This window comes from Photobacterium sp. GB-36 (genome assembly GCF_003026135.1).
Taxonomy (GTDB): Bacteria; Pseudomonadota; Gammaproteobacteria; order Enterobacterales; family Vibrionaceae; genus Photobacterium.
Map to the genome: position 1 here is coordinate 70,523 of NZ_PYNY01000005.1, position 25,449 is coordinate 95,971.

Consider the following 25,449-nt stretch of genomic DNA (forward strand, 5'->3'; position numbering starts at 1 on the left):
CAAGTTTCTGAAACAAAAAAGACAAGTGCTGTTGAGGTACTTGTCTTTTTTATTATCTAAAACCTAACAATTGTCGAACCTTGTACAGCTTTTTTCTTATTGATCATCATAAAGCTAAACACGATCAAAACCTGTACTAAGATCCTCCTTCAAGGCCTTGCTGTTTCTTGTTTGTACAGCTTGTACAGCTTTTGTACCTCTTGAACTCAAAAGCTGCTCCGACAATTATCACTAAAATAATTTAAATGATTTTCAATAAAATTCAATAGGTTAAAATTAAACTCAAATAAAGCATTAAATATAAGTAACTAGTTTATGATGATCCTAATGCGTTAGGATCATCACAAGCATATTACTGAAGATCTAATTTCACCCCAGATAGCGTACTGGTACTGTTTGACGTTTTATTATTAGGATCACCCACTTTAATCATTAAGCGAAGATCATTCGGTGAATCAGCGTGGTGCAGTGCATCTTGCTCGGTGATTTTCCCATCTCGAAATAATGCATATAACGATTGATCAAACGTCACCATTCCAGCCTGATTTGATTTTGCCATCACATCTTTAATTTCATGTAACTCACCGCGACGGATCAAATCAGCGACACGTGGCGTATTGAGCAACAGTTCATAAACACCATGTCGTCCGACACCATTGGCATCAGGGATCAACTGTTGCGCTAAAATACATTTCAGGTTTAACGACAGATCAAACAAAAACTGCTCACGTCGCTCTTTTGGTACAAGATGAAGAATACGTTCAAGTGCTTGGTTGGCGTTATTCGCGTGTAGTGTTGCCATACACAAGTGCCCTGTTTCGGCAAACGTCATCGCATATTCCATCGTCTCACGACTTCGGATCTCGCCGATCAAGATCATATCTGGAGCTTGACGCAGTGAGTTTTTCAATGCCACTTCATAACTGGCAGTATCAAGCCCAACCTCACGCTGAGTTATGATGCATTTATTATGTTCATGGATAAACTCAATTGGATCTTCAACCGTTAAAATATGTCCACTGCGGTTTTGATTTCTAAACCCCGTCATGGCCGCCATGGATGTCGATTTACCTGAGCCTGTCGCCCCAACCACCAGTACTAAACCACGTTTAGCCAGTGCTAATCTTTCCATATCCAGCGGTAGGTTAAGCTCATGAATATTCGGTATCTTGGTTTCGATTCGACGGACCACAATACCCGGTAATTCACGTTGCCAAAATGCACTTAATCGAAAACGACAACCATTACGGACAATGGCAAAATTGGCCTCACGGGTCGCAACAAATTCTTTATATTGCTCATCGTCCATCGCTTCGTGGAACAACGAATCCACTGCTGCGCGATCAAGTAATTCGCCAAGATGATGTAAGTTGCCATCAACTTTCAGTAAGCATGCTGAGCCGACGGTGATATATAAATCCGACGCTTTACGCTCAACCATTTGCGCTAATATACTATCTAAATTCATCTCTTTTCCTACCTCGTTAAACCTGAGGTGTTATTAGAAACCGCGCTGACTGGTATCAACAATACGACGACCTTCTTCAGCTTCAACTAAGCCTTTTGCCACCAGCATCTTCACGCTTTGCTCCATGGTTTGCATTCCCATCGATGAGCCGGTTTGGATCATTGAAAACATTTGTGCGACTTTATCTTCACGGATCAAGTTACGAATCGCAGGTGTTGCCATCATAATTTCATGGCTGGCTACACGACCACCGCTCACACACTTTAATAAGCTTTGTGATATCACTGCGCGTAACGACTCCGATAACATAGAACGAACCATGGATTTATCACTACCAGGGAAAACATCAATGATACGATCGACCGTCTTTGCCGCAGAACTGGTATGCAAGGTACCTAAAACTAAGTGCCCCGTTTCAGCAGCGGTTAACGCTAAACTGATGGTTTCCTGATCACGAAGCTCACCCACTAAAATCACATCGGGATCTTCACGCAGTGCTGAACGCAGTGCGTTTTGGAAGCCCAATGTGTCACGGTGCACTTCTCGCTGGTTGATCAAACAACGTTTACTGCTGTGAACAAATTCAATCGGATCTTCAATCGTCAGAATATGACGGTTATAGTTGGTATTGATATAATCAACTAACGCAGCAATCGTGGTCGATTTACCCGAGCCAGTCGCACCTGTTACTAATACCAAGCCACGTGAAAGCTGGGCAATATCATAAAAAACATCAGGAACGTTTAACGATTCCAATGTTGGAATATGAATAGGAATGGTTCGAAACACCGCCGAACAACCACGAGACTGATGAAAAGCATTAACCCTGAAGCGACCGATGTCGGGAATTTCAAATGAAAAATCGACTTCTAAGTTTTCTTCATACTCACGGCGCTGGGCATCGTTCATAATGTCAAACACTAAACGGTGTACTTCACTGTGATCAAGTGCTGGCATACTGAGCTTTCTAACATCGCCATCAACACGAATTATCGGTGGAACACCTGCAGAAAGATGTAGATCCGATGCGTTATGCTTTACACTAAAATCCAGTAATTCGGTGATATCCATAAATTTTCCCCAAGAATCAATTATGACTAGTATCAAACAAAATATTGCTGAGGTCATCAACCAGATCACCTTAGCAACTGAAAAATGCGGCAGGGCTGCAGATTCCGTGCAACTATTGGCAGTAAGTAAAACCAAGCCAGTGGAAGCGATCGAAGAAGCCATTACTGCAGGCCAGTATGCCTTTGGCGAAAACTACGTACAGGAAGGTGTTGATAAGGTTAATCACTTTGCGAGCCATCCGGAGAAAAACTTGCTTGTATGGCATTTTATTGGGCCGATCCAATCTAATAAAACTCGCCTTGTCGCAGAGCATTTTGATTGGGTGCACTCTATTGATCGTATAAAAACAGCAAAACGTTTAAGCGATCAACGTCCAACGTCAATGGCACCGCTGCAAGTTTTACTGCAAGTTAATAGCAGCGCTGAGGCAACAAAATCGGGAATAACCTTGGCTGAAGTGCCTGCACTGGCCGCAGAAATAGCTGCAATGCCAAATATTGAACTGCGCGGTTTAATGTCGATTCCACAACCGGCCACAGATTACGACAGCCAATTTGCCACTTTTAAAGCGTTGGCTGATACACTAGAACAGTTGAAATTGACTTATCCCAATGTTGATACATTATCAATGGGAATGAGTGGTGATATGGAAGCGGCAATTGCAGCAGGTAGTACAATTGTTCGTATTGGCACCGCGATTTTTGGTGCTCGTGATTACGGTAACAAAGAATAATTACTAATATTCGTACTGTTCATGATAACAACAGCTCAATTAAGGTAAAAAACATTAAGTTTGTACCTATTTATAAGGATTTTACATGGAACAACGCTCAATTGCTTTTATTGGGGCAGGTAATATGGCTCGCTCAATTATCGCAGGATTAGTTGCTAGCGGTTACGATGCAAAAAAGATTACGGCCACCGCCCCTAGCGATGCTCGCCGTGAACCTTTAGCGCGTGACTTTGGTATTCATACCACTAGCGATAACCTAAATGCTGCTCAAGATGCTGATGTTGTTGTTCTTGCGGTTAAACCACAACTTATGGAAGAAGTGTGTAAACCACTGCAAGACATTAACTTTGCGGGAAAATTAGTGATTTCTATTGCCGCTGGCATTAATTGCGAGCGCTTATGTGAAATGTTAGGCCAGCAAGTTGAATTGGTTCGTGTAATGCCAAATACTCCCTCTTTAATTGGTAAGGGGATGAGCGGCTTATATGCAAACCCACAACTCACAGAAACCGATCGATTATTTGCCACTCAACTATTACAAGCCGTAGGCGAAATTTGTTGGGTACAAGAAGAATCAGGTATCAATGGTATTATTGCCGCAGCAGGCAGTGCTCCCGCCTACTTCTTTTTGTTTATGGAAGCAATGCAGCAAGAAGCGATGAACCAAGGGTTTGATGCCGATACTGCGCGCTTACTGGTTCAGCAAGCCGCTTTAGGTGCCGCTGAATTAGTAAAAGCGAATCCAGATACTTCATTGTCGACACTACGTGATCAAGTCACTTCAAAAGGTGGCACGACAGCTGAAGCTATTAATACATTTAATCAACATCAATTCTCAGATATTGTTGCTAAAGCGATGCAAGCAGCCGTATCTCGAGCTAAAGAAATGGAACAATTGTTTTAAGGTTTATCTATGAATCCTTTCGTTTATCTAGTTCAAACCGGCTTTGATCTTTACATCATGGTCGTATTATTACGAGTTTGGTTACAATGGTCTCGTGCAGACTTTTATAATCCCTTCTCACAATTTATTGTTAAAGCGACTCAACCGATCGTTGCGCCATTACGCCGCGTGATTCCATCAATTGGTTCGCTAGATATGGCAACGGTACTGTTTGCTTATGTACTGTGTGTCGCTAAATTTATCATCATTATTTCAATCAGCAGTGGTGGTTTTTCCTTTGAACCAAGCTTCCTGTTCTTAGGGCTATTAGCATTATTAAAAGCAGCTGGTAGTTTATTGTTCTGGGTACTATTGATCCGTGCAATCTTAAGCTGGGTTAGCCAAGGTCGAAGCCCTATCGAATATGTCATGCACCAATTAACAGAACCACTAATGGCACCTGTTCGCCGCGTTCTTCCTGCAATGGGCGGTTTAGATCTGAGTGTTCTAGTGATCTTTATTGCACTACAATTTGCTAACTACGCGATGGGCTCTTTAGTTGGTAACGTGTGGTACATGCTGTGACAGAAAAGACCATCTTTCGTGATGATGACGATCTCATTATTCGACTTTATATCCAACCGAAAGCAAGCCGCGATCAGATCGTTGGCTTGCATGGCAACGAAGTAAAAATTGCCATTACCGCACCACCGGTAGACGGAAAAGCCAATGCCCATTTAGTAAAGTACCTTGCAAAACAATTTAAGGTCGCTAAGGGGCTAATTCATGTAGAAAAAGGCTTACAAGGTCGGCACAAACAAATTCGGATTGAAGCTCCGAAAGTTATTCCCTCAGAGATCGCCACCATCATGTAATTTGATTGGTTCAATAAAGCGAATATCAATCACCGATATTCGCTTTTTTTATCCCCTTACTCTTAGCTACAATCATCAAGTCAAGCAACACATCGAGACAGAAAGGAAATACTTCAGTGACTCACTGAAAGATAAGGATCGTTCATGAAAATATTACTCAGCCTGCTACTGCTCGTTTTCACGCTACCTAGCCATGCCGGACAATTCAAAAAATTTGGCGACTTAGAAGTACATTATTCTAGTTTTGCCTCAACATTTTTAACCCCAGAGATTGCCAGCCACTATAAAATTCAGCGTAGCCGTTACAGTGCCTTGGTCAATATTGCAATTCTTGATACCAGTAAAGAAGAAAAAACAGCGGTTAAAGCACAATTAACCGGTATTGCTCGTAATGTATTAGGGCAGCAAAAGAAGTTAAATTTTAGAGAAATAAAAGAAGGTAAATCAATTTATTACCTTGCTGAATTTAAACACACTAATGATGAAACGTTTAATTTTACGATCACTATTTTCTCTAACGGTAAAAAAGAAACACTGATCTTTAAGCAGACCTTCTTCGTTGACAAGTAACCACTTGAGCATCAATCTCTTCTACAATCACTAGGCGCACTCGCGCCTTTTTTATTACGATAACAACCGTTATTATAGCCGCCAATATTACATAGCTTGACGTTCAAAAGGCATCAAAATGAGTAAACTTGTACTAGCAACAGGCAACCAAGGCAAAGTGAAAGAAATGGCCGATTTACTGGCTGATTTTGGTTTTGATGTAGTCGCGCAAAGTGATTATAACGTTTCATCCGTTGCTGAAACGGGCACCACATTTATTGAAAATGCGATCATTAAAGCACGCCATGCAGCAAAGGAAACCGGCCTTCCAGCTATTGCCGATGACTCTGGCTTAGAAGTTGATTACCTCAACGGCGCTCCTGGTATTTATTCTGCACGTTTTGCCGGTGAAAACGCATCAGATGCTGACAACATTAATAAACTACTTGCAGAAATGAAAGATGTCCCTGCCGAGCAACGTACTGCACGTTTCCATTGTGTGCTTGTGATGATGCGTCATGAAAACGATCCTACTCCACTGGTTTGTCATGGCTCTTGGGAAGGCAGCATCTTAACTGAACGTCATGGCGAAAATGGTTTTGGTTACGATCCGGTATTTTGGGTACCTGAAGATCAATGTGCTTCAGCTCAACTTCCACCTGCTCGTAAAAAGCAACTATCACACCGTGGTAAAGCACTACAGCAATTGTTTAGCGCATTAAAGGCCGATTAAATGCTTGTACCTCCACCACTGAGTTTATATGTCCACATCCCTTGGTGTGTACAAAAATGTCCTTATTGTGATTTCAACTCTCACGCCTTAAAGACAGATCTTCCTGAGCTTGATTATATTGATGCCTTAATTGACGACTTAGAAACCGATCTTAGCGCTTATCAGTTAATCAATGGAGCACGACCTCTCCATTCAATTTTTATTGGTGGAGGGACGCCTAGCTTGATCTCTCCAAGTGAGATAGGTCGTTTATTAAAAGCCATTGAGCAACGCATTCCATTTAGTGATGATATTGAAATTACTATGGAAGCCAACCCTGGCACGGTAGAGGCGGGTCGTTTTGAAGCTTATCGCCAAGCTGGTGTAAACCGTATTTCTATTGGTATTCAAAGCTTTCAAAATGAAAAACTCGAACGTCTTGGCCGTATTCATGGCGCAGATGAAGCGATTCGTGCAGCAGGGCTTGCAAAGAAAGCGGGATTAAACAGCTTTAATGTCGATCTTATGCATGGCTTACCAGATCAAAGCGTGAATGATGCGATCAGTGATTTAAAACAAGCGATCGCGCTCGATCCACCGCATTTGTCTTGGTACCAGCTGACAATTGAACCCAATACCCTGTATTACTCAAAACCACCGACATTGCCTGATGATGACGACTTGTGGGATATTTTTGAGCAAGGTCATCAGCTTTTAACAGAAGCCGGTTATCAGCAATATGAAATATCAGGCTATAGCAAGCCGGGAAAACAATGTCAGCATAACCTTAACTACTGGCGTTTTGGTGATTACCTTGGCATTGGTTGTGGCGCACATGGCAAAATCAGTTTTGCTGATGGGCAAATCATCCGTACCGTTAAAGTCAAACACCCTCGTGGATATTTACAAGCGGATAAGCCGTATTTAACGCAAGAGAATAAGGTTGCTGATGGTGAACGTCCATTCGAGTTCTTTATGAATCGTTTTCGTTTATTAGAATCCTGTCCAAAGCAAGATTTTGTCGCAAGAACAGGTTTAGCGTTAACAACCATAGAGCCGACAATTGATTGGGCGATAGCGCAAAACTATCTCCAAGATACGGGCGATCATTGGCAAATCACCGAGCACGGTAAATTGTTCTTAAATGATCTCCTAGCCGCCTTCGTTGACGATGATAACGAATAATATCTAATAAAAAAACGAGCACTATGTTATTCACAGTGCTCGTTTTTCTCTGGTTAGATACTAACTAATTTAATGTTACGCTGCGCCAGTTTTTTAATGCAGGAATCGCATCTTGCAACCGTTGTTCTTGTTCTATTCGTAGCGAAACAAATTCACACACTTGCTTATCAATACGCTGAGAATGCGACAACAAATAGGGCAAGTCATTATCTAAAAGCTCGTAATAGTCCGATAATAATTGTGTTTGTTTAGGATTCAGTGCGACCTTATGTACATCGAAAAACATCCGCCCTTTAGCATCCACAATAAATTCTTGCTTACCTTGTACTAAGGTTAACCGTCCTTCATTTAAACTCAGTGAGTTATGCCATAGTGGCTCACATTCAACCGCATGAGCCGATACCGTAAAGAAACTGAACATCGCTACTATTGCGCCTAATATCGATGTTTTTAATTCGTGAAACCCCTTATTCATTAACATACGATTCTCCCCCTAATGTGAGCCTCGCGGTTTATGTATACGGGCTCACTAAAAAATAGAACGTCCAATACGCTCAGATAATTTCTCTAACGCTGCAGTCCCTGCAACAGAATTACCGGATTGATCAAGTTCTGGCGACCATACTGCAATCGTCATCTCACCCGGTACAATCGCAACAATACCACCACCTACGCCAGACTTTCCTGGCATACCAACACGATAGGCAAATTCACCTGCGCCATCATACAAACCACAAGTCGCAAGCAATGCATTTATATGCTTACTTTGAGTTTGGCTGATAATTCTTTTTTTCGCGCCTAAAGGAAGCCCTTTATTTGCTAAATAGCTAAATGTTCTGGCGAGATCGACACAACTCATCTTGAGCGCACAATAACTAAAATAATTAGTGAGCACTGGCATCACTTCATTATCAAAGTTACCGAATGAACGCATTAAATAAGCAATGGAAGCATTACGATCACTATGTTGCATTTCAGAGCTAGCGACGACTTTGTCGTAGACAATATTCGGATTACAAGAAAGCTCTCGTACCAATTCCAACATCCGGTATTGCGGTGCACATAAACGACTATGCAGTAAATCCGACACCACAATCGCACCAGGGTTAATAAACGGATTACGTGGGATGCCTTTTTCTAGCTCAAGCTGGATCATGGAGTTAAATGCTTGACCTGATGGCTCTTTTCCAACTCGAGACCACAACTCTTCCGATTCATATAAGGTCATTGCAAGTGTTAACGACAACACCTTAGAGATAGATTGAATAGAAAAACCTTCTTGGCTATCACCCGCCTGAATAATTTCTCCGTCGTTATAGCACACTGCTATACCTAATTTACTCGCAGGTACATTAGCTAAAGCCGGAATATAGTCAGCCACTTTTCCTTGACCTATCAATGGCCTTACTTCATCTAATATTTCATTTAGCAGTGTAGCTGTTGGCTTCATATCTCTTTCTCCAAGGGGAAAAAAGCCAACACAAGGTTGGCTTTTTCATTGATTTAACCAAGCGTCATTAAATCAATAATGTCTTATTTCTTCAGCATATAATACCAAAGAGAAATTATTCAGTACGCTCGTACTTCATATCCCAAACGCCGTGACCTAAGCGGTGACCACGAGCTTCGAATTTGGTTAATGGGCGATCTTCTGGACGATCAATATAAGCACCGTTTGTTGCCGTATTGCGGTAACCAGGCGCTGCATCCATCACTTCAACCATATGCTCAGCGTAGTTTTCCCAGTCAGTTGCCATGTGGAAAATACCGCCAATTTTAAGCTTTTTACGCAGCATTTCAGCAAATTCAGGCTGAACGATACGACGCTTATGGTGACGTGCTTTATGCCATGGGTCTGGGAAGAATAGCTGTACGGTATCTAAACTACCATCAGGGATCATGTATTCAAACACTTCAACGCCATCGTGACACATTACACGAAGGTTAGTTAAACCCGCATCTTCCGCACCCATTAGACACGCACCCACACCTGGGCTATGTACTTCGATCCCAATAAAGTTTTTCTCAGGGGCATTTTTAGCCATTTCAACTAATGATGCCCCCATACCAAAACCAATTTCCAACACGACTGGCGCTTCACGGTTATATACTTCTTTCCAGTCCAGCATTTGCTTGGCGAAATCAATACCCATAGTTGGCCAATTGTTTTCCATCGCATGTTCTTGGCCCTTAGTTAAACGGCCTTCACGACGGACAAAGCTACGGATCTTACGAACCAGTTTGCCATCTTCGGTAAATTCGGTCAGGGTCACTTCACCTGACTTCTTTGAAACTTCGCTCATGCTAATAACTATCCAAACAAAAAAGAAACGGATCGGCATTATCCAAAGTTATCGACTCAATTCAAGTCTATCAATTGCGACAATGGCCAGTTTATGGTGCAATCTTGCCCATAATAGACAATAAATAACGTTGCACTTCTGTTTGCAGTATAAGTGATTGCACTAGCGGACACCAATTTTCACTGTGTAGCAAAAATAACTCGATAGCTATTCTTCATTGGCAAATGCCATATCCTTTTGCGCAGTATAAAAGATAAGTAGCTATAAACTGTAAAGTGAGCACAACATTGAGTACGACATTTTCCGATGCCATTTTAGCGTGGTATGACAAATTCGGCCGCAAAACTCTACCTTGGCAACAAAACAAAACCCCATATAAAGTATGGCTTTCAGAGATCATGCTACAACAAACCCAAGTAGCAACCGTGATCCCCTACTTTGAACGTTTTATGGAGCGCTTCCCTACCGTGCAAGACTTAGCGGCTGCCGAGCAAGATGAAGTCTTACACTTATGGACTGGGCTCGGCTATTACGCTCGCGCACGTAACCTCCATAAAGCAGCGCAGTTAATTGTTAGTGAACATAACGGCATTTTCCCAACAGATATCGATCAAGTCCAAGCATTACCGGGTATTGGTCGTTCAACGGCTGGTGCGGTTCTGTCACTCTCACTCGCTCAACATCACCCTATTTTAGATGGCAATGTGAAACGTACACTTGCCCGTTGTTACGCGATTGAAGGCTGGCCTGGTAAGAAAACCGTTGAAAACACGTTATGGCAAATAGCAGAAACAAATACGCCCGAAAAGGGCGTTGAGCGCTACAACCAAGCCATGATGGATATGGGAGCAATGATTTGTACCCGTAGTAAACCTAAATGTGAATTATGTCCCGTAAGCACACAATGCATTGCACTCAAAGAATTACGACAAACCGATTTTCCGGGTAAAAAACCCAAAAAAACCTTGCCTGAAAAACAAACATGGTTCGCTATTTTACAATGCGACGATAAAGTTTGGTTAGAACAACGCCCACAGGTCGGTATTTGGGGTGGTCTTTGGTGCTTCCCTCAACATGACAATGCTGATTTAACGTCGCTATTAGACAAACAATTAGGTCAACAACTGTCACTTATCGAACAGCAAAGTCAATTAACTGCTTTTCGTCATACGTTTAGCCATTATCATCTTGATATCGTGCCGATTTTATACGAACTTAAATCACAACCTACAGAAATCAATGAAGCTTCAGGTCAATGGTATGATCTTAATAATCCACCAAAAATCGGATTAGCAGCACCAGTACAGAAAATTTTGGACAGTTTGGCATACTCGTTAAACCATCAAAAATAAGACGGTTTTTACCGCTTTTATTTCCGCTCAGTGATGCTAGATGCCAGTCACTGACTCTGGTATAACTATCAACTAATCACTCATTTTCGCTGAGCCTGTATATCAGCGAGTTACAGTAAGGAATATTTCATGAGTCGTACTGTTTTTTGTACTCGACTACAACAAGACGCTGAAGGTTTAGACTTTCAACTTTACCCAGGTGAACTAGGCCAACGTATTTTTGATAATATTTCTAAGCAAGCATGGGCTGAATGGCAAGGTAAGCAAACCATGTTGATCAACGAAAAAAAGCTCAACATGATGAACCCTGAACATCGCCAGTTATTAGAAACTGAAATGGTGAAGTTTTTGTTTGAAGGTCAAGATGTGATTATCGACGGTTACACGCCGCCAGAAAAATAAAATTTATAATTGAGATTTCATCTCTTAATTTGCTTAACTTGATGAAATCTCAATAATGAATATCAAAATCACACCACAACGAACAAAAAGCCAACAAACGACACTGTTTATCTTTTTTTATGAAAAAAAGTGTTGACGAAAAGGCTGAAAACCCTTTTAATAGCGCTCCGTTGCCTCGATAGCTCAGTCGGTAGAGCAGAGGATTGAAAATCCTCGTGTCGGTGGTTCGATTCCGCCTCGAGGCACCATACTTCCCTTTCGAAGTATGGTGCAAAGCAACCACAATCTGTTCCTCCTTAGTTCAGTCGGTAGAACGGCGGACTGTTAATCCGTATGTCGCTGGTTCAAGTCCAGCAGGAGGAGCCACTATTTATTTCTTGGCTCAACAGAGCGGGGAAATTAAAAGAATATAGTGTGCCGACTTAGCTCAGTAGGTAGAGCAACTGACTTGTAATCAGTAGGTCACCAGTTCGACTCCGGTAGTCGGCACCATTTATTCTCTTACTCACGTAAGAAATGCAAAAATAGCAATGTAATTGCTGTGTTTGCCTCGATAGCTCAGTCGGTAGAGCAGAGGATTGAAAATCCTCGTGTCGGTGGTTCGATTCCGCCTCGAGGCACCATATTCATCTCGCTTGATACGTCAAGTCAGATAAAAGAGACAATTCCTCTTTAGTTCAGTTGGTAGAACGGCGGACTGTTAATCCGTATGTCGCTGGTTCAAGTCCAGCAAGAGGAGCCAAAATAAAGTGTGCCGACTTAGCTCAGTAGGTAGAGCAACTGACTTGTAATCAGTAGGTCACCAGTTCGACTCCGGTAGTCGGCACCATTTATTCTCTTACTCACGTAAGAAATGCAAAAATAGCAATTTAATTGCTGTGTTTGCCTCGATAGCTCAGTCGGTAGAGCAGAGGATTGAAAATCCTCGTGTCGGTGGTTCGATTCCGCCTCGAGGCACCATATTCATCTCACTTGATACGTCAGGTAAGATAAAAAAGATAATTCCTCCTTAGTTCAGTTGGTAGAACGGCGGACTGTTAATCCGTATGTCGCTGGTTCAAGTCCAGCAGGAGGAGCCAGTTAAGAAACCTTGTCGCAAGACAAGGTTTTTTTTCGTCTTAAATTTGCTAACTTTTCTCACCTTCCCTTCTCCAATACTATTTTTAGATAAAATAATTCCTCTCAAAATCACTACTCCACGATCTTTTTAATCGCCTTACCTGCAATGCGATCTTTTCAGTTAAAGACTTAATAATGACTCCTTTTCTTTCGATATTTCACAAAATAATCTTTAATTATTTCTATTACTTGCTTCACAAACTAATGTTCAAATAGGTATTCCCCCCTAATAAAAGCTTACTTTTCAAACAAACGGAACAAAAAAGACAAAGTTGATAATTATTTAGAAAAAAAGCATTGACGCAAAGACCGAAAACCTTTTTAATGCGCTCCGTTGCCTCGATAGCTCAGTCGGTAGAGCAGAGGATTGAAAATCCTCGTGTCGGTGGTTCGATTCCGCCTCGAGGCACCATACTTCCCTTTCGAAGTATGGTGCAAAGCAACCACAATCTGTTCCTCCTTAGTTCAGTCGGTAGAACGGCGGACTGTTAATCCGTATGTCGCTGGTTCAAGTCCAGCAGGAGGAGCCACTATTTATTTCTTGGCTCAACAGAGCGGGGAAATTAAAAGAATATAGTGTGCCGACTTAGCTCAGTAGGTAGAGCAACTGACTTGTAATCAGTAGGTCACCAGTTCGACTCCGGTAGTCGGCACCATTTATTCTCTTACTCACGTAAGAAATGCAAAAATAGCAATGTAATTGCTGTGTTTGCCTCGATAGCTCAGTCGGTAGAGCAGAGGATTGAAAATCCTCGTGTCGGTGGTTCGATTCCGCCTCGAGGCACCATATTCATCTCACTTGATACGTCAAGTCAGATAAAAGAGACAATTCCTCTTTAGTTCAGTTGGTAGAACGGCGGACTGTTAATCCGTATGTCGCTGGTTCAAGTCCAGCAAGAGGAGCCAAAATAAAGTGTGCCGACTTAGCTCAGTAGGTAGAGCAACTGACTTGTAATCAGTAGGTCACCAGTTCGACTCCGGTAGTCGGCACCATTTATTTTCTTACTCACGTAAGAATGCAAAAGTAGAGACTTAACCATCACTACTTCTGCCTCGATAGCTCAGTCGGTAGAGCAGAGGATTGAAAATCCTCGTGTCGGTGGTTCGATTCCGCCTCGAGGCACCATATTAAAAAGTAACGTTATTGACGTTATGACAAAAAGAACAAAACGTGCCGACTTAGCTCAGTAGGTAGAGCAACTGACTTGTAATCAGTAGGTCACCAGTTCGACTCCGGTAGTCGGCACCATCTTTTGAAGCCTCATCTTTGATGAGGTTTTTTTTCGTCTTGAGAAAATCTCCTCTTTCTAATCACATCCCCCCTTTGAGACAAAAAAAGCCCCGCTACATGAGCGAGGCTTTACCTATAATGATGAATACACGCGGTTAACCACCAGTGAACATATTAGTGATCCAAGCGGCAGGTTTATTGCTTGAACACTGCGCTTTTAATTGCCCATTTTTATCCCAAACCGGCAAGGAGACACTTCCGTTACAGTTTGGTATTAATGTGCCATTGGCTTGCTTATCATACTTCATGGTGGTGATCTGCTTAGGCCATGGCAGCGTTAATGGTGCAGGCTTACGACGGGTTAAGTAATCAGCATAAATTCTTAATGCACCGCTAGAGCCCGTTAAACGCACTGGCGTATTGTCATCACGTCCAACCCATACTACCGCCACTTCATGCCCATCAGCACCTGCAAACCAGCTATCACGGTTTTTATCCGTGGTCCCCGTTTTACCTGCCAATTTCGCGGCACTAAATTTACTCTGTAAGTAACGTGCGGTACCTTGACTCACGACTCGCTTCATATCATAGGTTGTTAGCCATGCTGCCTGCTCTGGCACCACTTGAGAGGCTTTAGGGTAGTTTTGATAAAGAATCCTACCTTTCTGATCAACAACCGCGCGCAATGCCGTTAAATCTGCTCTGCGACCACCACTTGTGATGGTCTGGAACATTTGTGCCACCTCATAAGGTGATAAGGTAAATGAACCTAGCAGAATTGATGGCAGTTTAGGAATTTCATCGCGATCGACACCAAGTTTGCTCATAGTATTAATCACACTTCCCAGCCCAACTTTTAAACCCAGATTAACGGTAGGCACATTCAATGAGTTCGCTAACGCATAATAAAGTGGTACTTGCCCTCTAAACTTACGATCGTAATTTCGTGGTCGCCATGTAGTACCTTTGCTACCACGTAATACAATCGACTTATCATCCAAGCTGGTTGCTAGATTGAACTTATTAGGCTCGCTCAATGCCGTTAAATACACCGCAGGCTTGGCTAATGAACCTATTTGACGGCTCGCATCTAACGCACGGTTAAAGCCTGCATAACCTGGGCGACTACCACCGACAATAGCACGTACTTCTCCGCTTAGGCGATCAACAACCACCATTGCTGTTTCGACTTTAAGCCCTGCTTTTTTATTCAGCTTTGGCACCATTGCGGCAACACTTTGCTCTGCTGATTGCTGTGATAATGGGTCTAAGGTACTAAAGATACGTAGCCCTTTACCTGACTTGTAAATATCACCGACATCACGCTCTAATTCACGTTGTAGCTGCTGGAAATAAGCAGGTTGTCGACTCGCGATCTTCGGTGTCTTTTGTACCCCTAATGGGCTTGAAGCCGCAGCTTCATATTCAGCTCCAGTAAGGGTGTTATTTTTCAGCAATAAGCTAAGGACTAAATCACGGCGTTCTAGCGTACGCTCTGGATGTCGCCAAGGGTTAAACTGAGAAGGCCCTTTCACCATGCCCACCAGCATGGCTAACTGTGCTGATGTGAGCTCTTCTAATGGACGACCAAAATACAATCTTGCTGCTAATGGGAAACCATGAACTTCTTTACCGCCATTTTGACCAAGATAGATCTCGTTAAGGTAAGCTTCTAATATCCGATCTTTGCTATAGCGATAATCAATAATAACCGCAATATAGGCCTCACGAACTTTACGCCATAGGCTACGTTCACGACTTAGAAATAAGTTCTTCGCGAGCTGCTGAGTTAAGGTACTGCCTCCTTGTACCGTTCGACCTGCACGTAAGTTCACGAACATGGCACGAATGATCGCCAATGGTGATACACCATCATGCTGATAGAAATCTCTATCTTCTGTTGCGAGCAATGCATCAATTAAGAGTGGTGGAAACTCATCGCGCTTCATAAAAATACGCTGCTCATTGCCTGAAAGGCCCAACATGCCTAACATTTTAGGTTCAATGTTGAAATAGCCTAACGAACGCTTGGTGATGAGATCTTTAATACTTGTTAACGTAGTGCCCGAAAACGTCAGTAACACATGCTGTTTTTTCTCAGCTCCTTCAGGAAAATCAAAAGGACGTCGGATCAATTCAATGCGAGTTGATGAAGCAGAGTATTCCCCAATACGGGTTGGCGTGTGCACTTTGTGGTATTTCAATAAATCCAATTCACGGCGCACATCCATAATACTGATATGTTGATCTGGGCGAAGTGTTAATACTCGACCATAAACAACAGACGGTAAATCCCATATTTGACCATCCATTTTATTACGTACAATCGTATCAAGGTAAATCCCTATCACCAGCATTGCGGCAACAACCACTAAGCCGATTTTAAAGCTCAGCCACCCCAGTTTACGTAACCAGGGACGATCTGTTTTAACCGATTTTTTTGTTTTTTTCTTGGCTGTTCTTTTAGCTGGCGCCTTTTTAGTCGCACTCGCAGCAGGAGTACGTTTAGTGGGCTTTTTTGCTGTAGGTTTTACTGGGGTTTTCTTTCGTGGTGTCGTCGGCTTTTTTCCACCACTGTCTTTGGGCGGTGCAACATGCTTTCTTGACTGAAAATGAAGAGGCAACTTAATCATAATGCATCAACTAAGGTCATTCCTATCTTAAAATAGGAGCAACAACCATTGCTCCTAAAAACGTGATTATGGCTAATAATGAACACTATACCTGATTATATATACAGGTCTATTGCTAGATATACTTTTTGGTTTTACGTGTAGGTACATGATTAGCAGGATCGTCCGGCCATGGGTGTTTAGGGTATCGACCTTTCATTTCCTTTTGTACTTCCTTATAAGAGCCCTGCCAAAAAGCAGCTAAGTCTTGGGTAATTTGCAGTGGCCTTTGTGCGGGAGACAATAATTCCAATACCAATGCCACTTTGCCATTAGCAATACAAGGCGACACTTTTTCACCAAACATTTCTTGTAACTTCACCGCAAGCACGGGTTGCTGTTGCTCATGATATCGGATCTTTATCGTCGTCCCTGTTGGTACTTGATAATGCGTAGGCAGTAGCAAATCGACTTGTTGCTTTTTATCCCAACCTAAATACGCTTCTAATGCGCTAACTACATCTAACTTAGCGACACCTTTCATGGTTTTGATCCCATTCATATAAGGCAGTAACCAACGATCAGCCGCTTCAAGTAAATCTGTTTCATCTAATGCAGGAAGTTCAAGTTCAGGTAACCAGCGAGCAGCACAACGTGCACGTGTCAGCAACGAAGTGGCTTTATCTGTCCACGTTAATACCGATAACCCTTTGCGTTTTATTGCATTAACCAACGCTTCACTGGTAAGCGCGGGATCAGGATCGGCAGCAATATCTCGACTAACGATGAGTTTGCCACAATAGATCCGATGCTCAGCACTTAAGCGCCCTTTTTTATCATCCCAATCCAGCCAGTCTTTCTTGGTAAATAACTGAGGGTGCATCAGTTGTAATTGGGCTAAATCAGCAGACACAGCAGAAAATACTCGACTGTCACCTTGCCGTGTTTTCACCACATCCGCCACCACCAAGGTATGTTCAGATGCTAAATTTTGATCAACATCGAGTATCACACCTTGGCCGTTTGCCAACTGATAACGTCCATCATAGTTACGTGTCATCGCAATACGATCAGGAAAACCTGCTGCTAACAATGCACCTAACCATAGGTTATTCACTATTAATGACGTGCTCTTAGGTTTGTCATCAAGGTGTTGATAAAGTTTTTGTCGGGTTTGTTTCGCCCGCTGGCAATAATGCCCCGATTTGACAAGCTTTTGACTTTCCAATAAATGTAATTGAAAACCGAGATCCGGATTGTCCATCCCTCGCGGCGGATCTTCTAATAACGCCACAAGCATGGCTGCTGTCGACAATATTGTCTCATCCTGTTGCGCTCGGTAGCGTTCAAGGGCAAAGGCCAGAATCGCGGCATGACGAGGGTCGGCACCTAAAGCTTGAATCAATTTTCCTCGCTCAGTTTGTTGGCCTCGCGTATCTATGGCGCCGAGTTGTACCAATAATTCACGAGATTGTTGCAATGCGATTGCGGGAGGAATATCAAGCCATTGTAATTCAGCGGGATCGTGACAACCCCACTGCACTAATTCCATTGCCAATGAGGTTAAATCGCTACGTAAAATTTCAGGCTGCGGGGTTGCTGGTTGACGCTTTAGTTGCTCTTCACTGTACATTCGCAGACAAATACCCGCCGATAAACGTCCAGCTCGTCCTGCTCGTTGCTCTGCCGATGATTGTGCAATACGTACTTGCTGTAAGCGGCTAATACCTGATTTTGGATCCCACTGTGCGATGCGCTCTAACCCGCTATCAACCACTAATCGAATACCTTCAATGGTTAAACTGGTTTCAGCAATATTCGTCGCCAACACCACTTTACGTTGCCCATTGATTGGCGTACTGATCGCTTGTTGCTGCTGTTCAATACTCAATTGACCATAGAGCGGACAAATCATAGTTTTATTGTCGATACGATCCTGTAACGCTTGCTCTAACCGTTTAATTTCGCCGACACCCGGTAAAAATACCAGCATAGATCCTGATTCAGTGTTGAGTAATTGGCATATTGCTTGTGCCATTTTTTCAATAAGATCTCTCGGCTCAGTTTGCCCAGCGTAGCGATATTCAACAGGGAAGCAGCGTCCTTGTGATTCGATATAACTTGCCTCAGGCAATAGCGCTATCAATGCTTGCTGAGATAAGGTTGCTGACATCACCAAAATCTTTAAATCATCGCGAAGCGCTTGCTGTACTTCGAGTGCTAACGCTAATGCGGTATCGGCGTGAATAGAACGCTCATGAAATTCATCGAAGATCAGTAAATCAATACCAGTCAGCTCAGGATCCTGTTGCAGCATCCGTGTCATCACCCCCTCGGTGACAATCTCAAGCTTGGTCTTTGCACTGACTTTGGTTTCACCTCGTACACGTAAGCCGACCGTTTCCCCAACTTTCTCACCTAACTGACGAGCTAAATATCCCGCAATATTTCTTGCAGCTAATCGTCTTGGCTCTAACATGACAATACGTCCGGTAAACATATTTTGTTGTAATAATGAAAGCGGTAGAAATGTCGACTTACCTGCCCCCGGTGGCGCTTTTAAAATCAGTTGAGATGAAGATGTCAGTGCTGATAATAAATTGGGTAATACGTCTACTATTGGGAGTTGTGACAAGCTAAGTACCTTATGTCATGATCGAATTTATCGGCTAATGCCATGCCTTTAATTGCCATTGTAGCGAAAAGGTAACCTACAACGAAAAACAATAATCAGCCACTGAGAGAACTATGAAATTTGCGCAACCTTTACAAGCGGCCAAACTGATCAAACGTTATAAGCGTTTTTTAGCCGATATTGAACTTGATAATAATGACATTTGCACTATCCATTGCGCTAATACAGGTGCCATGACCGGTTGTGCCGAGCCTGGCAGTACCGTTTGGTATTCCACCTCTGATAATCCAAAACGTAAATACCCCAATAGTTGGGAGCTCACTCAAACACTGAGTAATGATTGGATTTGTGTAAACACAGCTCAAGCCAATCGATTAGTGGAAGAAGCCATTAAAAATGACGTAATTGATGAACTAACAGGTTACACATCACTGCGAGCTGAAGTTAAATATGGCACTGAAAATAGTCGCATTGATTTATTACTTGAGTCAGAAAGTCGACCACCCTGCTATATTGAAGTAAAAAGCGTCACCTTATTAGGGAAAGATAGACAAGGTTATTTTCCTGATGCCGTAACCACTCGAGGCCAAAAACACCTTAGAGAGTTAATGGAGATGGTTGATCAAGGCAACAGAGCGGTGCTTTTATTTGCAGTATTACATTCGGGAATTGATAACGTATCAGTAGCTGATCATATTGATCCAATATACGCTCAGCTATTAACGCAAGCAGTGAAGGCTGGTGTTGAGGTTCTTTGCTACAAAGCAGAGCTCAATAAAGAGCAAATCAAGCTGACTAATTGTATAGAATTTCGTCATTCAAACTAAAAAATGATGGTTTCTTCACATTGGTATAGAATTGAAGAAAGACATTAATTGCCACAGCCAACCCTTTCTGCTATAGATACCGCCCAAAATTAACCAGTGACGGTTATTAGGTACATTAGGAGATGCTATATGCCAGAGAGCAACGTTAAAAAATCACTAGGCATCCTGGCTATTGCTGGGGTTGAACCTTACCAGGAAAAAGCTGGTGAAGAGTATATGGGTGAAGCTCAACGCGATCACTTCCATAAGATTCTTTCAGCATGGCGTAATCAGCTTCGTGAAGAAGTTGATCGTACAGTAAACCATATGCAAGACGAGGCCGCTAACTTCCCAGATCCTGTCGATCGTGCAGCTCAGGAAGAAGAATTCAGCCTTGAATTACGTAACCGTGACCGTGAACGTAAACTGATTAAAAAAATCGAAAAAACCCTAAAGCGCATTGAAGAAGATGATTTCGGCTTCTGTGACTCTTGCGGTATCGAGATCGGTATTCGTCGTTTAGAAGCTCGCCCAACAGCAGAACTTTGCATTGACTGTAAGACACTTGCAGAAATCAAAGAAAAGCAAATGGCTGGCTAATTACGTCGCCTGCGTTAATGCCTAATTTTAGAGGGAGCGAAAGCTCCCTCTTTCGTTTACACTAGCGTGCGATTTAATTTGTGTCGCGCTATTATTAGCGCGACTTATCCATGTTGATCATTGCTTGCGCTCTAATCACGCTCAATTGAGCTTAAGATTAGCTCGCACCAAACTGAATAAGGTTCTGCGTAAAGAATCTTATTCAGTTTGGAGGGTTGCCTTGCAGCAGTATCCCCTAGCTCTGGTCAACATATTTTAACGCCGAGCCTAGTCACCTAATCAGGTCTAGGCTGCTTTATTGTTCATAATTTATGACACAGACGACACAATATATAGGACGCTTTGCGCCATCACCATCAGGGCCACTTCATTTCGGATCATTGATAGCCGCACTCGGTAGCTACTTGCAAGCCAAGTCACACCAAGGGCGCTGGATTGTCAGAATGGAAGATCTCGACCCACCACGAGAAATGCCAGGTGCTGCAGATGATATTCTTCGTACTCTTGAAGCTTATGGCTTTACGTGGGACGGTGGAATTATGTATCAAAGCCAACGTCATGATGCATACCAAAGTCAAATCGACCAATGGTTAGCCCAAGGCGATGCTTATTATTGTCAATGTAGTCGTAAAGCAATCAAAGAAGCTGGCGGTTTTTACCCAGGTACCTGTCGTAACCTCAATCAACAGCCTAAAGACAGTGCTGTTCGTTTAAAAGTGGACAAACCTATCACTCTTTTCGATGATCAATTACATGGTCAAATCGCCCTACCAACGACTGTTGCGGGAGAGGATTTTATCATTCGACGTCGAGACGGGTTATTTGCTTATAATCTTGCGGTTGTGCTTGATGATATCGAACAAGGGATCACTGAAGTTGTTCGTGGTGCTGATTTAATTGAACCTACGGGACGTCAAATCGGCTTATACCAACAACTTGGTCATGCCCCTGTAAGCTATTTACACTTACCGCTCGCTGTAACGGAAAATGGCAATAAATTGTCAAAACAAAACCATGCGCCAGCGATTGATAAAAACAATCCTCGCCCGGCTTTAGTTGCAGCGCTACAGTTTTTAGGCCTTGCGCCGCCAGCAGAACTTGCTGAACTAACTGTAGAAGAAATTTTATTGTGGGGCGTTGAACATTGGCAGCTCGATAAGCTACCAAAAACCACCGCTATCACACTAGCATTCTAAAATAGTCTGCCGTGATATATTATATACGGCTGTTTGTTGAACCAGATGCACATAATGGGGTGTATTATCTTTAATCGAGTAGCCAGCTTTTGCCGTAAAGTATTGAATCGCGACAGTAGTACTCGCGTTCCAGAGGAACAAACTTTGCAAGTTTACCAACGCCAAGAGCACAGCATTTCACGTAAAGATATCAGCGAAAATGCGCTGAAAGTACTATATCGTCTAAACAAAGCCGGTTACGACGCTTACTTAGTAGGTGGCGGCGTACGTGATTTACTACTAGACAAACAACCTAAAGACTTCGATATTGCAACCAATGCAACACCAGAAGACATTAAAAAGCTATTTCGTAACTGTCGCTTAATTGGTCGTCGTTTTCGTCTTGCCCATATCCTATTTGGTCGTGACATTATTGAAGTGGCAACATTCCGCGGACACCATTCCGACGCGCCAGTACAAACGACGACACCAAAAGATAGCAAACAAAAACCGCAAATCTCGTCGCGTAGCCAAGAAGGTATGTTACTTCGTGACAACGTCTACGGCACGATCGAAGAAGATGCAGAGCGTCGTGATTTCACCATCAACGCACTTTATTACAGTGTGAAAGATTTTACGGTGACCGATTACGCCAACGGTGTTCACGATCTTAACAATCGTATTGTTCGCTTAATGGGTGATCCTGAAACCCGTTACCGTGAAGATCCTGTACGTATGCTACGCGCAGTACGTTTCGCGGTGAAACTAGACATGGAAATAGATCCTGCAACGGCAGCACCGATCAAAGATCTTGCGCCACTCATGCTAGATATTCCATCGGCACGTTTGTTCGAAGAAAGCCTCAAACTGCTGCAATCAGGGCAAGGTTTAGAAACCTACCGTATGCTACGCGAATACAACCTGTTCCAACAACTTTTCCCTATTTTGGCCGAGCACTTTACTGAAGATAATAGCAGCCAAACAGAGAAGATGATTGAGCACATCTTGGCATCTACCGATAAGCGTATTGCAGAAGATAAACGCGTAAACCCTGCCTTTATCTATGCGGCAATGCTCTGGTATCCAATGATGATCCGAGCAGAAGAAGTGTCTTTTGCCAGTGGTTTATCGTTCTACGACGCCTTTATGATGGCTAGTAACGATATTCTTGATGATCAAGTTCGTACGATTGCGATCCCACGCCGCCATACCACGACAGTTCGCGATATTTGGCAACAGCAATTACGTTTTGCTCGTCGCAGTGGCAAGCGTGCGTTTAAAACCATGGAACATCCTAAATTCCGTGCCGCTTACGACTTCTTAGAAATGCGTGCCCTATTTGAAGGTCATGATGTTAAAGAGTTAGCGCAATGGTGGAGTGAATTCCAAAACGTGGATCGCAACCAACGCGGTAAAATGGTGCTAAACCTGAATGAAAGTGGCAGTCGTCGCCCACGTCGTCGCCGTCCGCAGCAACGCCGTAAAAAGCCACAGCCGAAATCATCATGATCCGAGCTTATATCGCAATAGGCAGTAACTTGGGCGATCCTATCGCCCAAGCTAATAGCGCCATTGATGCGTTACACGCACATCCCGATATGACGGTCGTTGCAGTGTCATCCCTATATAGCAGTACACCGATGGGACCGCAGAACCAACCCGATTATATCAATGCCGTGGTAGCAATCGATACCGATTTAGCGCCACTCGCATTACTTGATCAAACCCAAGCCATTGAACTTGAACATGGTCGAGTACGTAAAAATGAACGTTGGGGGCCAAGAACCTTGGATCTCGACATTCTGTTATACGGTGATCTTATGCACCACTGCGAACGTTTAACCGTTCCACATTACGGTATGAAAGTACGAGAATTTGTACTCTACCCGTTAGCTGAGATAAGCCCTAAGTTAACCCTACCTGACAACACCCCTTTATCCACTCTATTGGATCAGGTAGACCTAAATGGCTTAGCTATCTGGCAAAAATAAAAATCTATCAGGGCGAGGAAAAGCTATGAAGAAAATTACTATCAACGATCTCATGAAATGGAAGCAAGAAGGTCGTAAGTTCGCATCAGTCACTGCATACGATGCAAGTTTTGCTCAATTATTTGAGCAGCAGGAAATGCCAGTATTACTGGTTGGTGATTCTCTTGGCATGGTTTTACAAGGCCGTGAAGATACGCTTCCTGTTACTGTAGAAGAAATCGCTTACCACACGCGTAGTGTTCGTGCGGGTAGCCCCAATGCATTACTGATGGCTGATATGCCATTTATGAGTTATGCAACGCCAGAACAAGCTTGTGAAAATGCAGCAAAGCTAATGCGTGCTGGCGCTAATATGGTCAAACTAGAAGGCGGTGCATGGTTAGCAGATACCATTTCTATGCTAGCTGAACGTGCCGTCCCTGTTTGTGCTCACCTCGGTTTAACACCACAATCAGTCAATATTTTTGGTGGATACAAAGTACAAGGCCGTGATCTCGACAAAGCCGATGAAATGGTTAAAGACGCTATCCTATTAAAAAATGCAGGCGCACAGATCATTGTTCTTGAATGTGTACCAGCTAGCCTTGCTGAGCGCATTACCAAAGCAGTAGAGATCCCTGTGATTGGTATTGGTGCAGGTAACAGTACCGATGGTCAAATTCTAGTTATGCACGATATGTTCGGTATTTCTGCCAATTATATGCCGAAGTTCTCGAAAAACTTCCTCGCAGAAACTGGCGACATGCGTGCGGCTGTCACTAAATATATTAAAGATGTTGAGACAGGTGAATTTCCAGGCTCTCAACATACCTTTGAATAAGGAATAAAAGATGCAAACATTCGCCGAGATTGCCCCACTAAGAGAGCAAATTCGTACCTGGCGCCGTGAGGGTCGCCGTATCGCTTTTGTTCCAACAATGGGTAATTTGCATGAAGGCCACTTAACGCTAATGCGTAAAGCACGTAAACATGCCGATGTTGTTGTTGCTAGTATCTTTGTTAATCCAATGCAGTTTGATAAGGCAGAAGATCTACAAACGTACCCACGTACGTTAGAGCAAGATATTGCAAAACTAAGTCAACAAAATATGGTTGATGTGGTATTCACACCAACGCCAGAGGTGATGTACCCTGCCGGCTTAGACAATCAAACATTTGTTGAAGTGCCAGTCCTATCTAGCATCTTAGAAGGCGAATTACGTCCTGGTCATTTTCGTGGTGTAGCAACCATAGTTAATAAACTTTTTAATATTGTTCAGCCAGATGTAGCCTGCTTTGGTGAAAAAGACTTCCAACAATTGGCGCTTATTCGTCAAATGGTTATCGACCTTGAGCTTGATATCAAAATTGTTGGTGTACCTACAGTACGTGAAATGGACGGTTTAGCCATGAGCTCGCGCAATGGCAAACTAACCGTTGATGAACGTCAACGAGCGCCAGTACTTGCCCGTACTATGCGTTGGGTCAGTAGCCAAATGCGTGGTGGTCGCACTGACTATGACGAGCTTGTAATCGATGCCAATGATCAATTACGTGCGGCAGGTTTACAGCCTGATAAATGTTTCATTCGTGATGCAGTCACCTTACTGCCTGTAACCGAAGGAACTCAGCAAGCAGTGATCTTGATGTCATCTCAATTAGGTAAAGTCCGCCTGATTGATAACCAAGTTGTTGACTTGGGACCGACTCAAACATCAGATGAAGATGTCGCTGAATAAACGTTAGTAATAACGATTAATAAAAAAAT

General features: G+C 43.0%; 23 protein-coding genes and 16 tRNA genes. 32 read left to right on the forward strand and 7 right to left on the reverse strand.

The window, feature by feature from the left end; all coding sequences use genetic code 11:
• Positions 1-352: 352 nt before the first annotated feature.
• Positions 353-1,468 carry a PilT/PilU family type 4a pilus ATPase gene (locus tag C9J46_RS06545; RefSeq protein WP_107260179.1) on the reverse strand — a complete coding sequence of 372 codons (1,116 nt, stop codon included), beginning with the start codon at positions 1,466-1,468 and terminating at the stop codon, positions 353-355.
• 33 nt (positions 1,469-1,501) lie between these two features.
• Entirely contained in the window at positions 1,502-2,539 is a 1,038-nt protein-coding gene (locus C9J46_RS06550) for a type IV pilus twitching motility protein PilT (RefSeq protein WP_005371345.1), read from the reverse strand.
• A 22-nt stretch (positions 2,540-2,561) separates the two neighbouring features.
• Between C9J46_RS06550 and C9J46_RS06555 the strand changes: the two genes are divergently transcribed.
• The 7 genes from C9J46_RS06555 (at position 2,562) to hemW (ending at position 7,476) form a co-directional block, all read left to right on the forward strand.
• On the forward strand, positions 2,562-3,272 hold the full coding sequence (locus C9J46_RS06555) for a YggS family pyridoxal phosphate-dependent enzyme (RefSeq protein ID WP_107206594.1): 711 nt from the start codon (positions 2,562-2,564) through the stop codon (positions 3,270-3,272).
• Between the two features lie 85 nt (positions 3,273-3,357).
• A complete protein-coding gene (gene proC, locus C9J46_RS06560; protein ID WP_107246365.1) occupies positions 3,358-4,176 on the forward strand; it encodes a pyrroline-5-carboxylate reductase in 819 nt (272 codons plus the stop codon).
• Between the two features lie 9 nt (positions 4,177-4,185).
• Positions 4,186-4,740, forward strand: a complete 555-nt coding sequence (locus tag C9J46_RS06565) for a YggT family protein (protein WP_005371338.1) — start codon at positions 4,186-4,188, stop codon at positions 4,738-4,740.
• Positions 4,737-5,030 (forward strand): DUF167 family protein YggU, encoded by a 294-nt coding sequence (gene yggU, locus C9J46_RS06570; RefSeq protein ID WP_005371336.1) that lies wholly within the window; start codon positions 4,737-4,739, stop codon positions 5,028-5,030. The genes C9J46_RS06565 and yggU overlap by 4 nt, the downstream gene beginning before the upstream one ends.
• A gap of 144 nt (positions 5,031-5,174) precedes the next feature.
• Positions 5,175-5,600, forward strand: coding sequence for a DUF4426 domain-containing protein (locus tag C9J46_RS06575; protein WP_107290680.1), 426 nt, complete (start codon positions 5,175-5,177; stop codon positions 5,598-5,600).
• Positions 5,601-5,718: 118 nt separating this feature from the next.
• Positions 5,719-6,312: an XTP/dITP diphosphatase gene (locus C9J46_RS06580; RefSeq protein ID WP_107290681.1), complete on the forward strand. Its 594-nt coding sequence runs from the start codon at positions 5,719-5,721 to the stop codon at positions 6,310-6,312.
• Positions 6,313-7,476, forward strand: coding sequence for a radical SAM family heme chaperone HemW (hemW, locus tag C9J46_RS06585; RefSeq protein WP_107287287.1), 1,164 nt, complete (start codon positions 6,313-6,315; stop codon positions 7,474-7,476).
• Positions 7,477-7,540: 64 nt separating this feature from the next.
• Here hemW and C9J46_RS06590 read toward each other — a convergent pair whose 3' ends face one another.
• From C9J46_RS06590 to trmB, 3 genes are all read right to left on the reverse strand, one after another.
• On the reverse strand, positions 7,541-7,957 hold the full coding sequence (locus C9J46_RS06590; protein ID WP_107206591.1) for a hypothetical protein: 417 nt from the start codon (positions 7,955-7,957) through the stop codon (positions 7,541-7,543).
• 48 nt (positions 7,958-8,005) lie between these two features.
• The gene (gene glsB, locus C9J46_RS06595; protein ID WP_107206590.1) at positions 8,006-8,926 is read right to left on the reverse strand and encodes a glutaminase B; all 921 of its coding nucleotides are present in this window, start codon (positions 8,924-8,926) and stop codon (positions 8,006-8,008) included.
• 115 nt (positions 8,927-9,041) lie between these two features.
• Positions 9,042-9,779 (reverse strand): tRNA (guanosine(46)-N7)-methyltransferase TrmB, encoded by a 738-nt coding sequence (gene trmB, locus C9J46_RS06600; protein WP_045153679.1) that lies wholly within the window; start codon positions 9,777-9,779, stop codon positions 9,042-9,044.
• A 287-nt stretch (positions 9,780-10,066) separates the two neighbouring features.
• On the opposite strand from trmB, the gene mutY reads away from it, so the two are divergent.
• The 18 genes from mutY (at position 10,067) to C9J46_RS06690 (ending at position 13,901) form a co-directional block, all read left to right on the forward strand.
• A complete protein-coding gene (gene mutY, locus C9J46_RS06605) occupies positions 10,067-11,131 on the forward strand; it encodes an A/G-specific adenine glycosylase (protein ID WP_107290682.1) in 1,065 nt (354 codons plus the stop codon).
• A gap of 129 nt (positions 11,132-11,260) precedes the next feature.
• Positions 11,261-11,533, forward strand: coding sequence for an oxidative damage protection protein (locus tag C9J46_RS06610; RefSeq protein ID WP_006647282.1), 273 nt, complete (start codon positions 11,261-11,263; stop codon positions 11,531-11,533).
• A gap of 172 nt (positions 11,534-11,705) precedes the next feature.
• Positions 11,706-11,781, forward strand: a tRNA-Phe gene (locus tag C9J46_RS06615).
• A 42-nt stretch (positions 11,782-11,823) separates the two neighbouring features.
• Positions 11,824-11,899 (forward strand) — tRNA-Asn (locus tag C9J46_RS06620).
• Between the two features lie 50 nt (positions 11,900-11,949).
• A tRNA-Thr gene (locus C9J46_RS06625) sits at positions 11,950-12,025 on the forward strand.
• Between the two features lie 55 nt (positions 12,026-12,080).
• Positions 12,081-12,156, forward strand: a tRNA-Phe gene (locus C9J46_RS06630).
• Between the two features lie 43 nt (positions 12,157-12,199).
• A tRNA-Asn gene (locus C9J46_RS06635) sits at positions 12,200-12,275 on the forward strand.
• Positions 12,276-12,286: 11 nt separating this feature from the next.
• Positions 12,287-12,362, forward strand: a tRNA-Thr gene (locus C9J46_RS06640).
• 55 nt (positions 12,363-12,417) lie between these two features.
• Positions 12,418-12,493 (forward strand) — tRNA-Phe (locus C9J46_RS06645).
• Positions 12,494-12,536: 43 nt separating this feature from the next.
• Positions 12,537-12,612 (forward strand) — tRNA-Asn (locus C9J46_RS06650).
• A 376-nt stretch (positions 12,613-12,988) separates the two neighbouring features.
• A tRNA-Phe gene (locus tag C9J46_RS06655) sits at positions 12,989-13,064 on the forward strand.
• A 42-nt stretch (positions 13,065-13,106) separates the two neighbouring features.
• Positions 13,107-13,182 (forward strand) — tRNA-Asn (locus C9J46_RS06660).
• 50 nt (positions 13,183-13,232) lie between these two features.
• Positions 13,233-13,308, forward strand: a tRNA-Thr gene (locus C9J46_RS06665).
• A 55-nt stretch (positions 13,309-13,363) separates the two neighbouring features.
• Positions 13,364-13,439 (forward strand) — tRNA-Phe (locus C9J46_RS06670).
• Positions 13,440-13,482: 43 nt separating this feature from the next.
• Positions 13,483-13,558: transfer RNA gene (locus C9J46_RS06675), tRNA-Asn, on the forward strand.
• A gap of 11 nt (positions 13,559-13,569) precedes the next feature.
• Positions 13,570-13,645: transfer RNA gene (locus C9J46_RS06680), tRNA-Thr, on the forward strand.
• A gap of 57 nt (positions 13,646-13,702) precedes the next feature.
• Positions 13,703-13,778, forward strand: a tRNA-Phe gene (locus C9J46_RS06685).
• 47 nt (positions 13,779-13,825) lie between these two features.
• Positions 13,826-13,901: transfer RNA gene (locus C9J46_RS06690), tRNA-Thr, on the forward strand.
• A gap of 137 nt (positions 13,902-14,038) precedes the next feature.
• Here the strand turns inward: C9J46_RS06690 and mrcB are convergent.
• Together mrcB and hrpB are read right to left on the reverse strand one after the other, a co-directional pair.
• Positions 14,039-16,516, reverse strand: a complete 2,478-nt coding sequence (mrcB, locus tag C9J46_RS06695) for a penicillin-binding protein 1B (protein WP_107206588.1) — start codon at positions 16,514-16,516, stop codon at positions 14,039-14,041.
• 115 nt (positions 16,517-16,631) lie between these two features.
• Entirely contained in the window at positions 16,632-19,130 is a 2,499-nt protein-coding gene (gene hrpB / locus C9J46_RS06700; protein ID WP_107290683.1) for an ATP-dependent helicase HrpB, read from the reverse strand.
• A 113-nt stretch (positions 19,131-19,243) separates the two neighbouring features.
• Here hrpB and sfsA point away from each other — a divergent pair, with 113 nt between their 5' ends.
• From sfsA to panC, 7 genes are all read left to right on the forward strand, one after another.
• On the forward strand, positions 19,244-19,957 hold the full coding sequence (gene sfsA, locus C9J46_RS06705) for a DNA/RNA nuclease SfsA (protein WP_107260185.1): 714 nt from the start codon (positions 19,244-19,246) through the stop codon (positions 19,955-19,957).
• Between the two features lie 129 nt (positions 19,958-20,086).
• Positions 20,087-20,536 (forward strand): RNA polymerase-binding protein DksA, encoded by a 450-nt coding sequence (gene dksA / locus C9J46_RS06710; protein ID WP_006647288.1) that lies wholly within the window; start codon positions 20,087-20,089, stop codon positions 20,534-20,536.
• 311 nt (positions 20,537-20,847) lie between these two features.
• A complete protein-coding gene (gene gluQRS / locus C9J46_RS06715) occupies positions 20,848-21,732 on the forward strand; it encodes a tRNA glutamyl-Q(34) synthetase GluQRS (RefSeq protein WP_107206585.1) in 885 nt (294 codons plus the stop codon).
• Positions 21,733-21,786: 54 nt separating this feature from the next.
• A complete protein-coding gene (gene pcnB / locus C9J46_RS06720) occupies positions 21,787-23,220 on the forward strand; it encodes a polynucleotide adenylyltransferase PcnB (protein WP_255419021.1) in 1,434 nt (477 codons plus the stop codon).
• The gene (gene folK, locus C9J46_RS06725; protein WP_107260190.1) at positions 23,217-23,702 is read left to right on the forward strand and encodes a 2-amino-4-hydroxy-6-hydroxymethyldihydropteridine diphosphokinase; all 486 of its coding nucleotides are present in this window, start codon (positions 23,217-23,219) and stop codon (positions 23,700-23,702) included. The genes pcnB and folK overlap by 4 nt, the downstream gene beginning before the upstream one ends.
• A gap of 25 nt (positions 23,703-23,727) precedes the next feature.
• Entirely contained in the window at positions 23,728-24,522 is a 795-nt protein-coding gene (gene panB / locus C9J46_RS06730; RefSeq protein WP_107206582.1) for a 3-methyl-2-oxobutanoate hydroxymethyltransferase, read from the forward strand.
• Positions 24,523-24,532: 10 nt separating this feature from the next.
• Positions 24,533-25,420 carry a pantoate--beta-alanine ligase gene (gene panC / locus C9J46_RS06735; protein WP_107206581.1) on the forward strand — a complete coding sequence of 296 codons (888 nt, stop codon included), beginning with the start codon at positions 24,533-24,535 and terminating at the stop codon, positions 25,418-25,420.
• Positions 25,421-25,449: the final 29 nt, after the last annotated feature.

Bases quoted from the DNA above. Each gene is read 5' to 3' on its own strand.
- C9J46_RS06545 (WP_107260179.1), bottom strand. From the start codon at position 1,468: ATGAATTTAGATAGTATATTAGCGCAAATGGTTGAGCGTAAAGCGTCG.
- C9J46_RS06550 (WP_005371345.1), bottom strand. From the start codon at position 2,539: ATGGATATCACCGAATTACTGGATTTTAGTGTAAAGCATAACGCATCG.
- C9J46_RS06555 (WP_107206594.1), top strand. From the start codon at position 2,562: ATGACTAGTATCAAACAAAATATTGCTGAGGTCATCAACCAGATCACC.
- proC (WP_107246365.1), top strand. From the start codon at position 3,358: ATGGAACAACGCTCAATTGCTTTTATTGGGGCAGGTAATATGGCTCGC.
- C9J46_RS06565 (WP_005371338.1), top strand. From the start codon at position 4,186: ATGAATCCTTTCGTTTATCTAGTTCAAACCGGCTTTGATCTTTACATC.
- C9J46_RS06575 (WP_107290680.1), top strand. From the start codon at position 5,175: ATGAAAATATTACTCAGCCTGCTACTGCTCGTTTTCACGCTACCTAGC.
- C9J46_RS06580 (WP_107290681.1), top strand. From the start codon at position 5,719: ATGAGTAAACTTGTACTAGCAACAGGCAACCAAGGCAAAGTGAAAGAA.
- hemW (WP_107287287.1), top strand. From the start codon at position 6,313: ATGCTTGTACCTCCACCACTGAGTTTATATGTCCACATCCCTTGGTGT.
- C9J46_RS06590 (WP_107206591.1), bottom strand. From the start codon at position 7,957: ATGTTAATGAATAAGGGGTTTCACGAATTAAAAACATCGATATTAGGC.
- glsB (WP_107206590.1), bottom strand. From the start codon at position 8,926: ATGAAGCCAACAGCTACACTGCTAAATGAAATATTAGATGAAGTAAGG.
- trmB (WP_045153679.1), bottom strand. From the start codon at position 9,779: ATGAGCGAAGTTTCAAAGAAGTCAGGTGAAGTGACCCTGACCGAATTT.
- C9J46_RS06610 (WP_006647282.1), top strand. From the start codon at position 11,261: ATGAGTCGTACTGTTTTTTGTACTCGACTACAACAAGACGCTGAAGGT.
- mrcB (WP_107206588.1), bottom strand. From the start codon at position 16,516: ATGATTAAGTTGCCTCTTCATTTTCAGTCAAGAAAGCATGTTGCACCG.
- sfsA (WP_107260185.1), top strand. From the start codon at position 19,244: ATGAAATTTGCGCAACCTTTACAAGCGGCCAAACTGATCAAACGTTAT.
- dksA (WP_006647288.1), top strand. From the start codon at position 20,087: ATGCCAGAGAGCAACGTTAAAAAATCACTAGGCATCCTGGCTATTGCT.
- gluQRS (WP_107206585.1), top strand. From the start codon at position 20,848: ATGACACAGACGACACAATATATAGGACGCTTTGCGCCATCACCATCA.
- pcnB (WP_255419021.1), top strand. From the start codon at position 21,787: ATGGGGTGTATTATCTTTAATCGAGTAGCCAGCTTTTGCCGTAAAGTA.
- folK (WP_107260190.1), top strand. From the start codon at position 23,217: ATGATCCGAGCTTATATCGCAATAGGCAGTAACTTGGGCGATCCTATC.
- panB (WP_107206582.1), top strand. From the start codon at position 23,728: ATGAAGAAAATTACTATCAACGATCTCATGAAATGGAAGCAAGAAGGT.
- panC (WP_107206581.1), top strand. From the start codon at position 24,533: ATGCAAACATTCGCCGAGATTGCCCCACTAAGAGAGCAAATTCGTACC.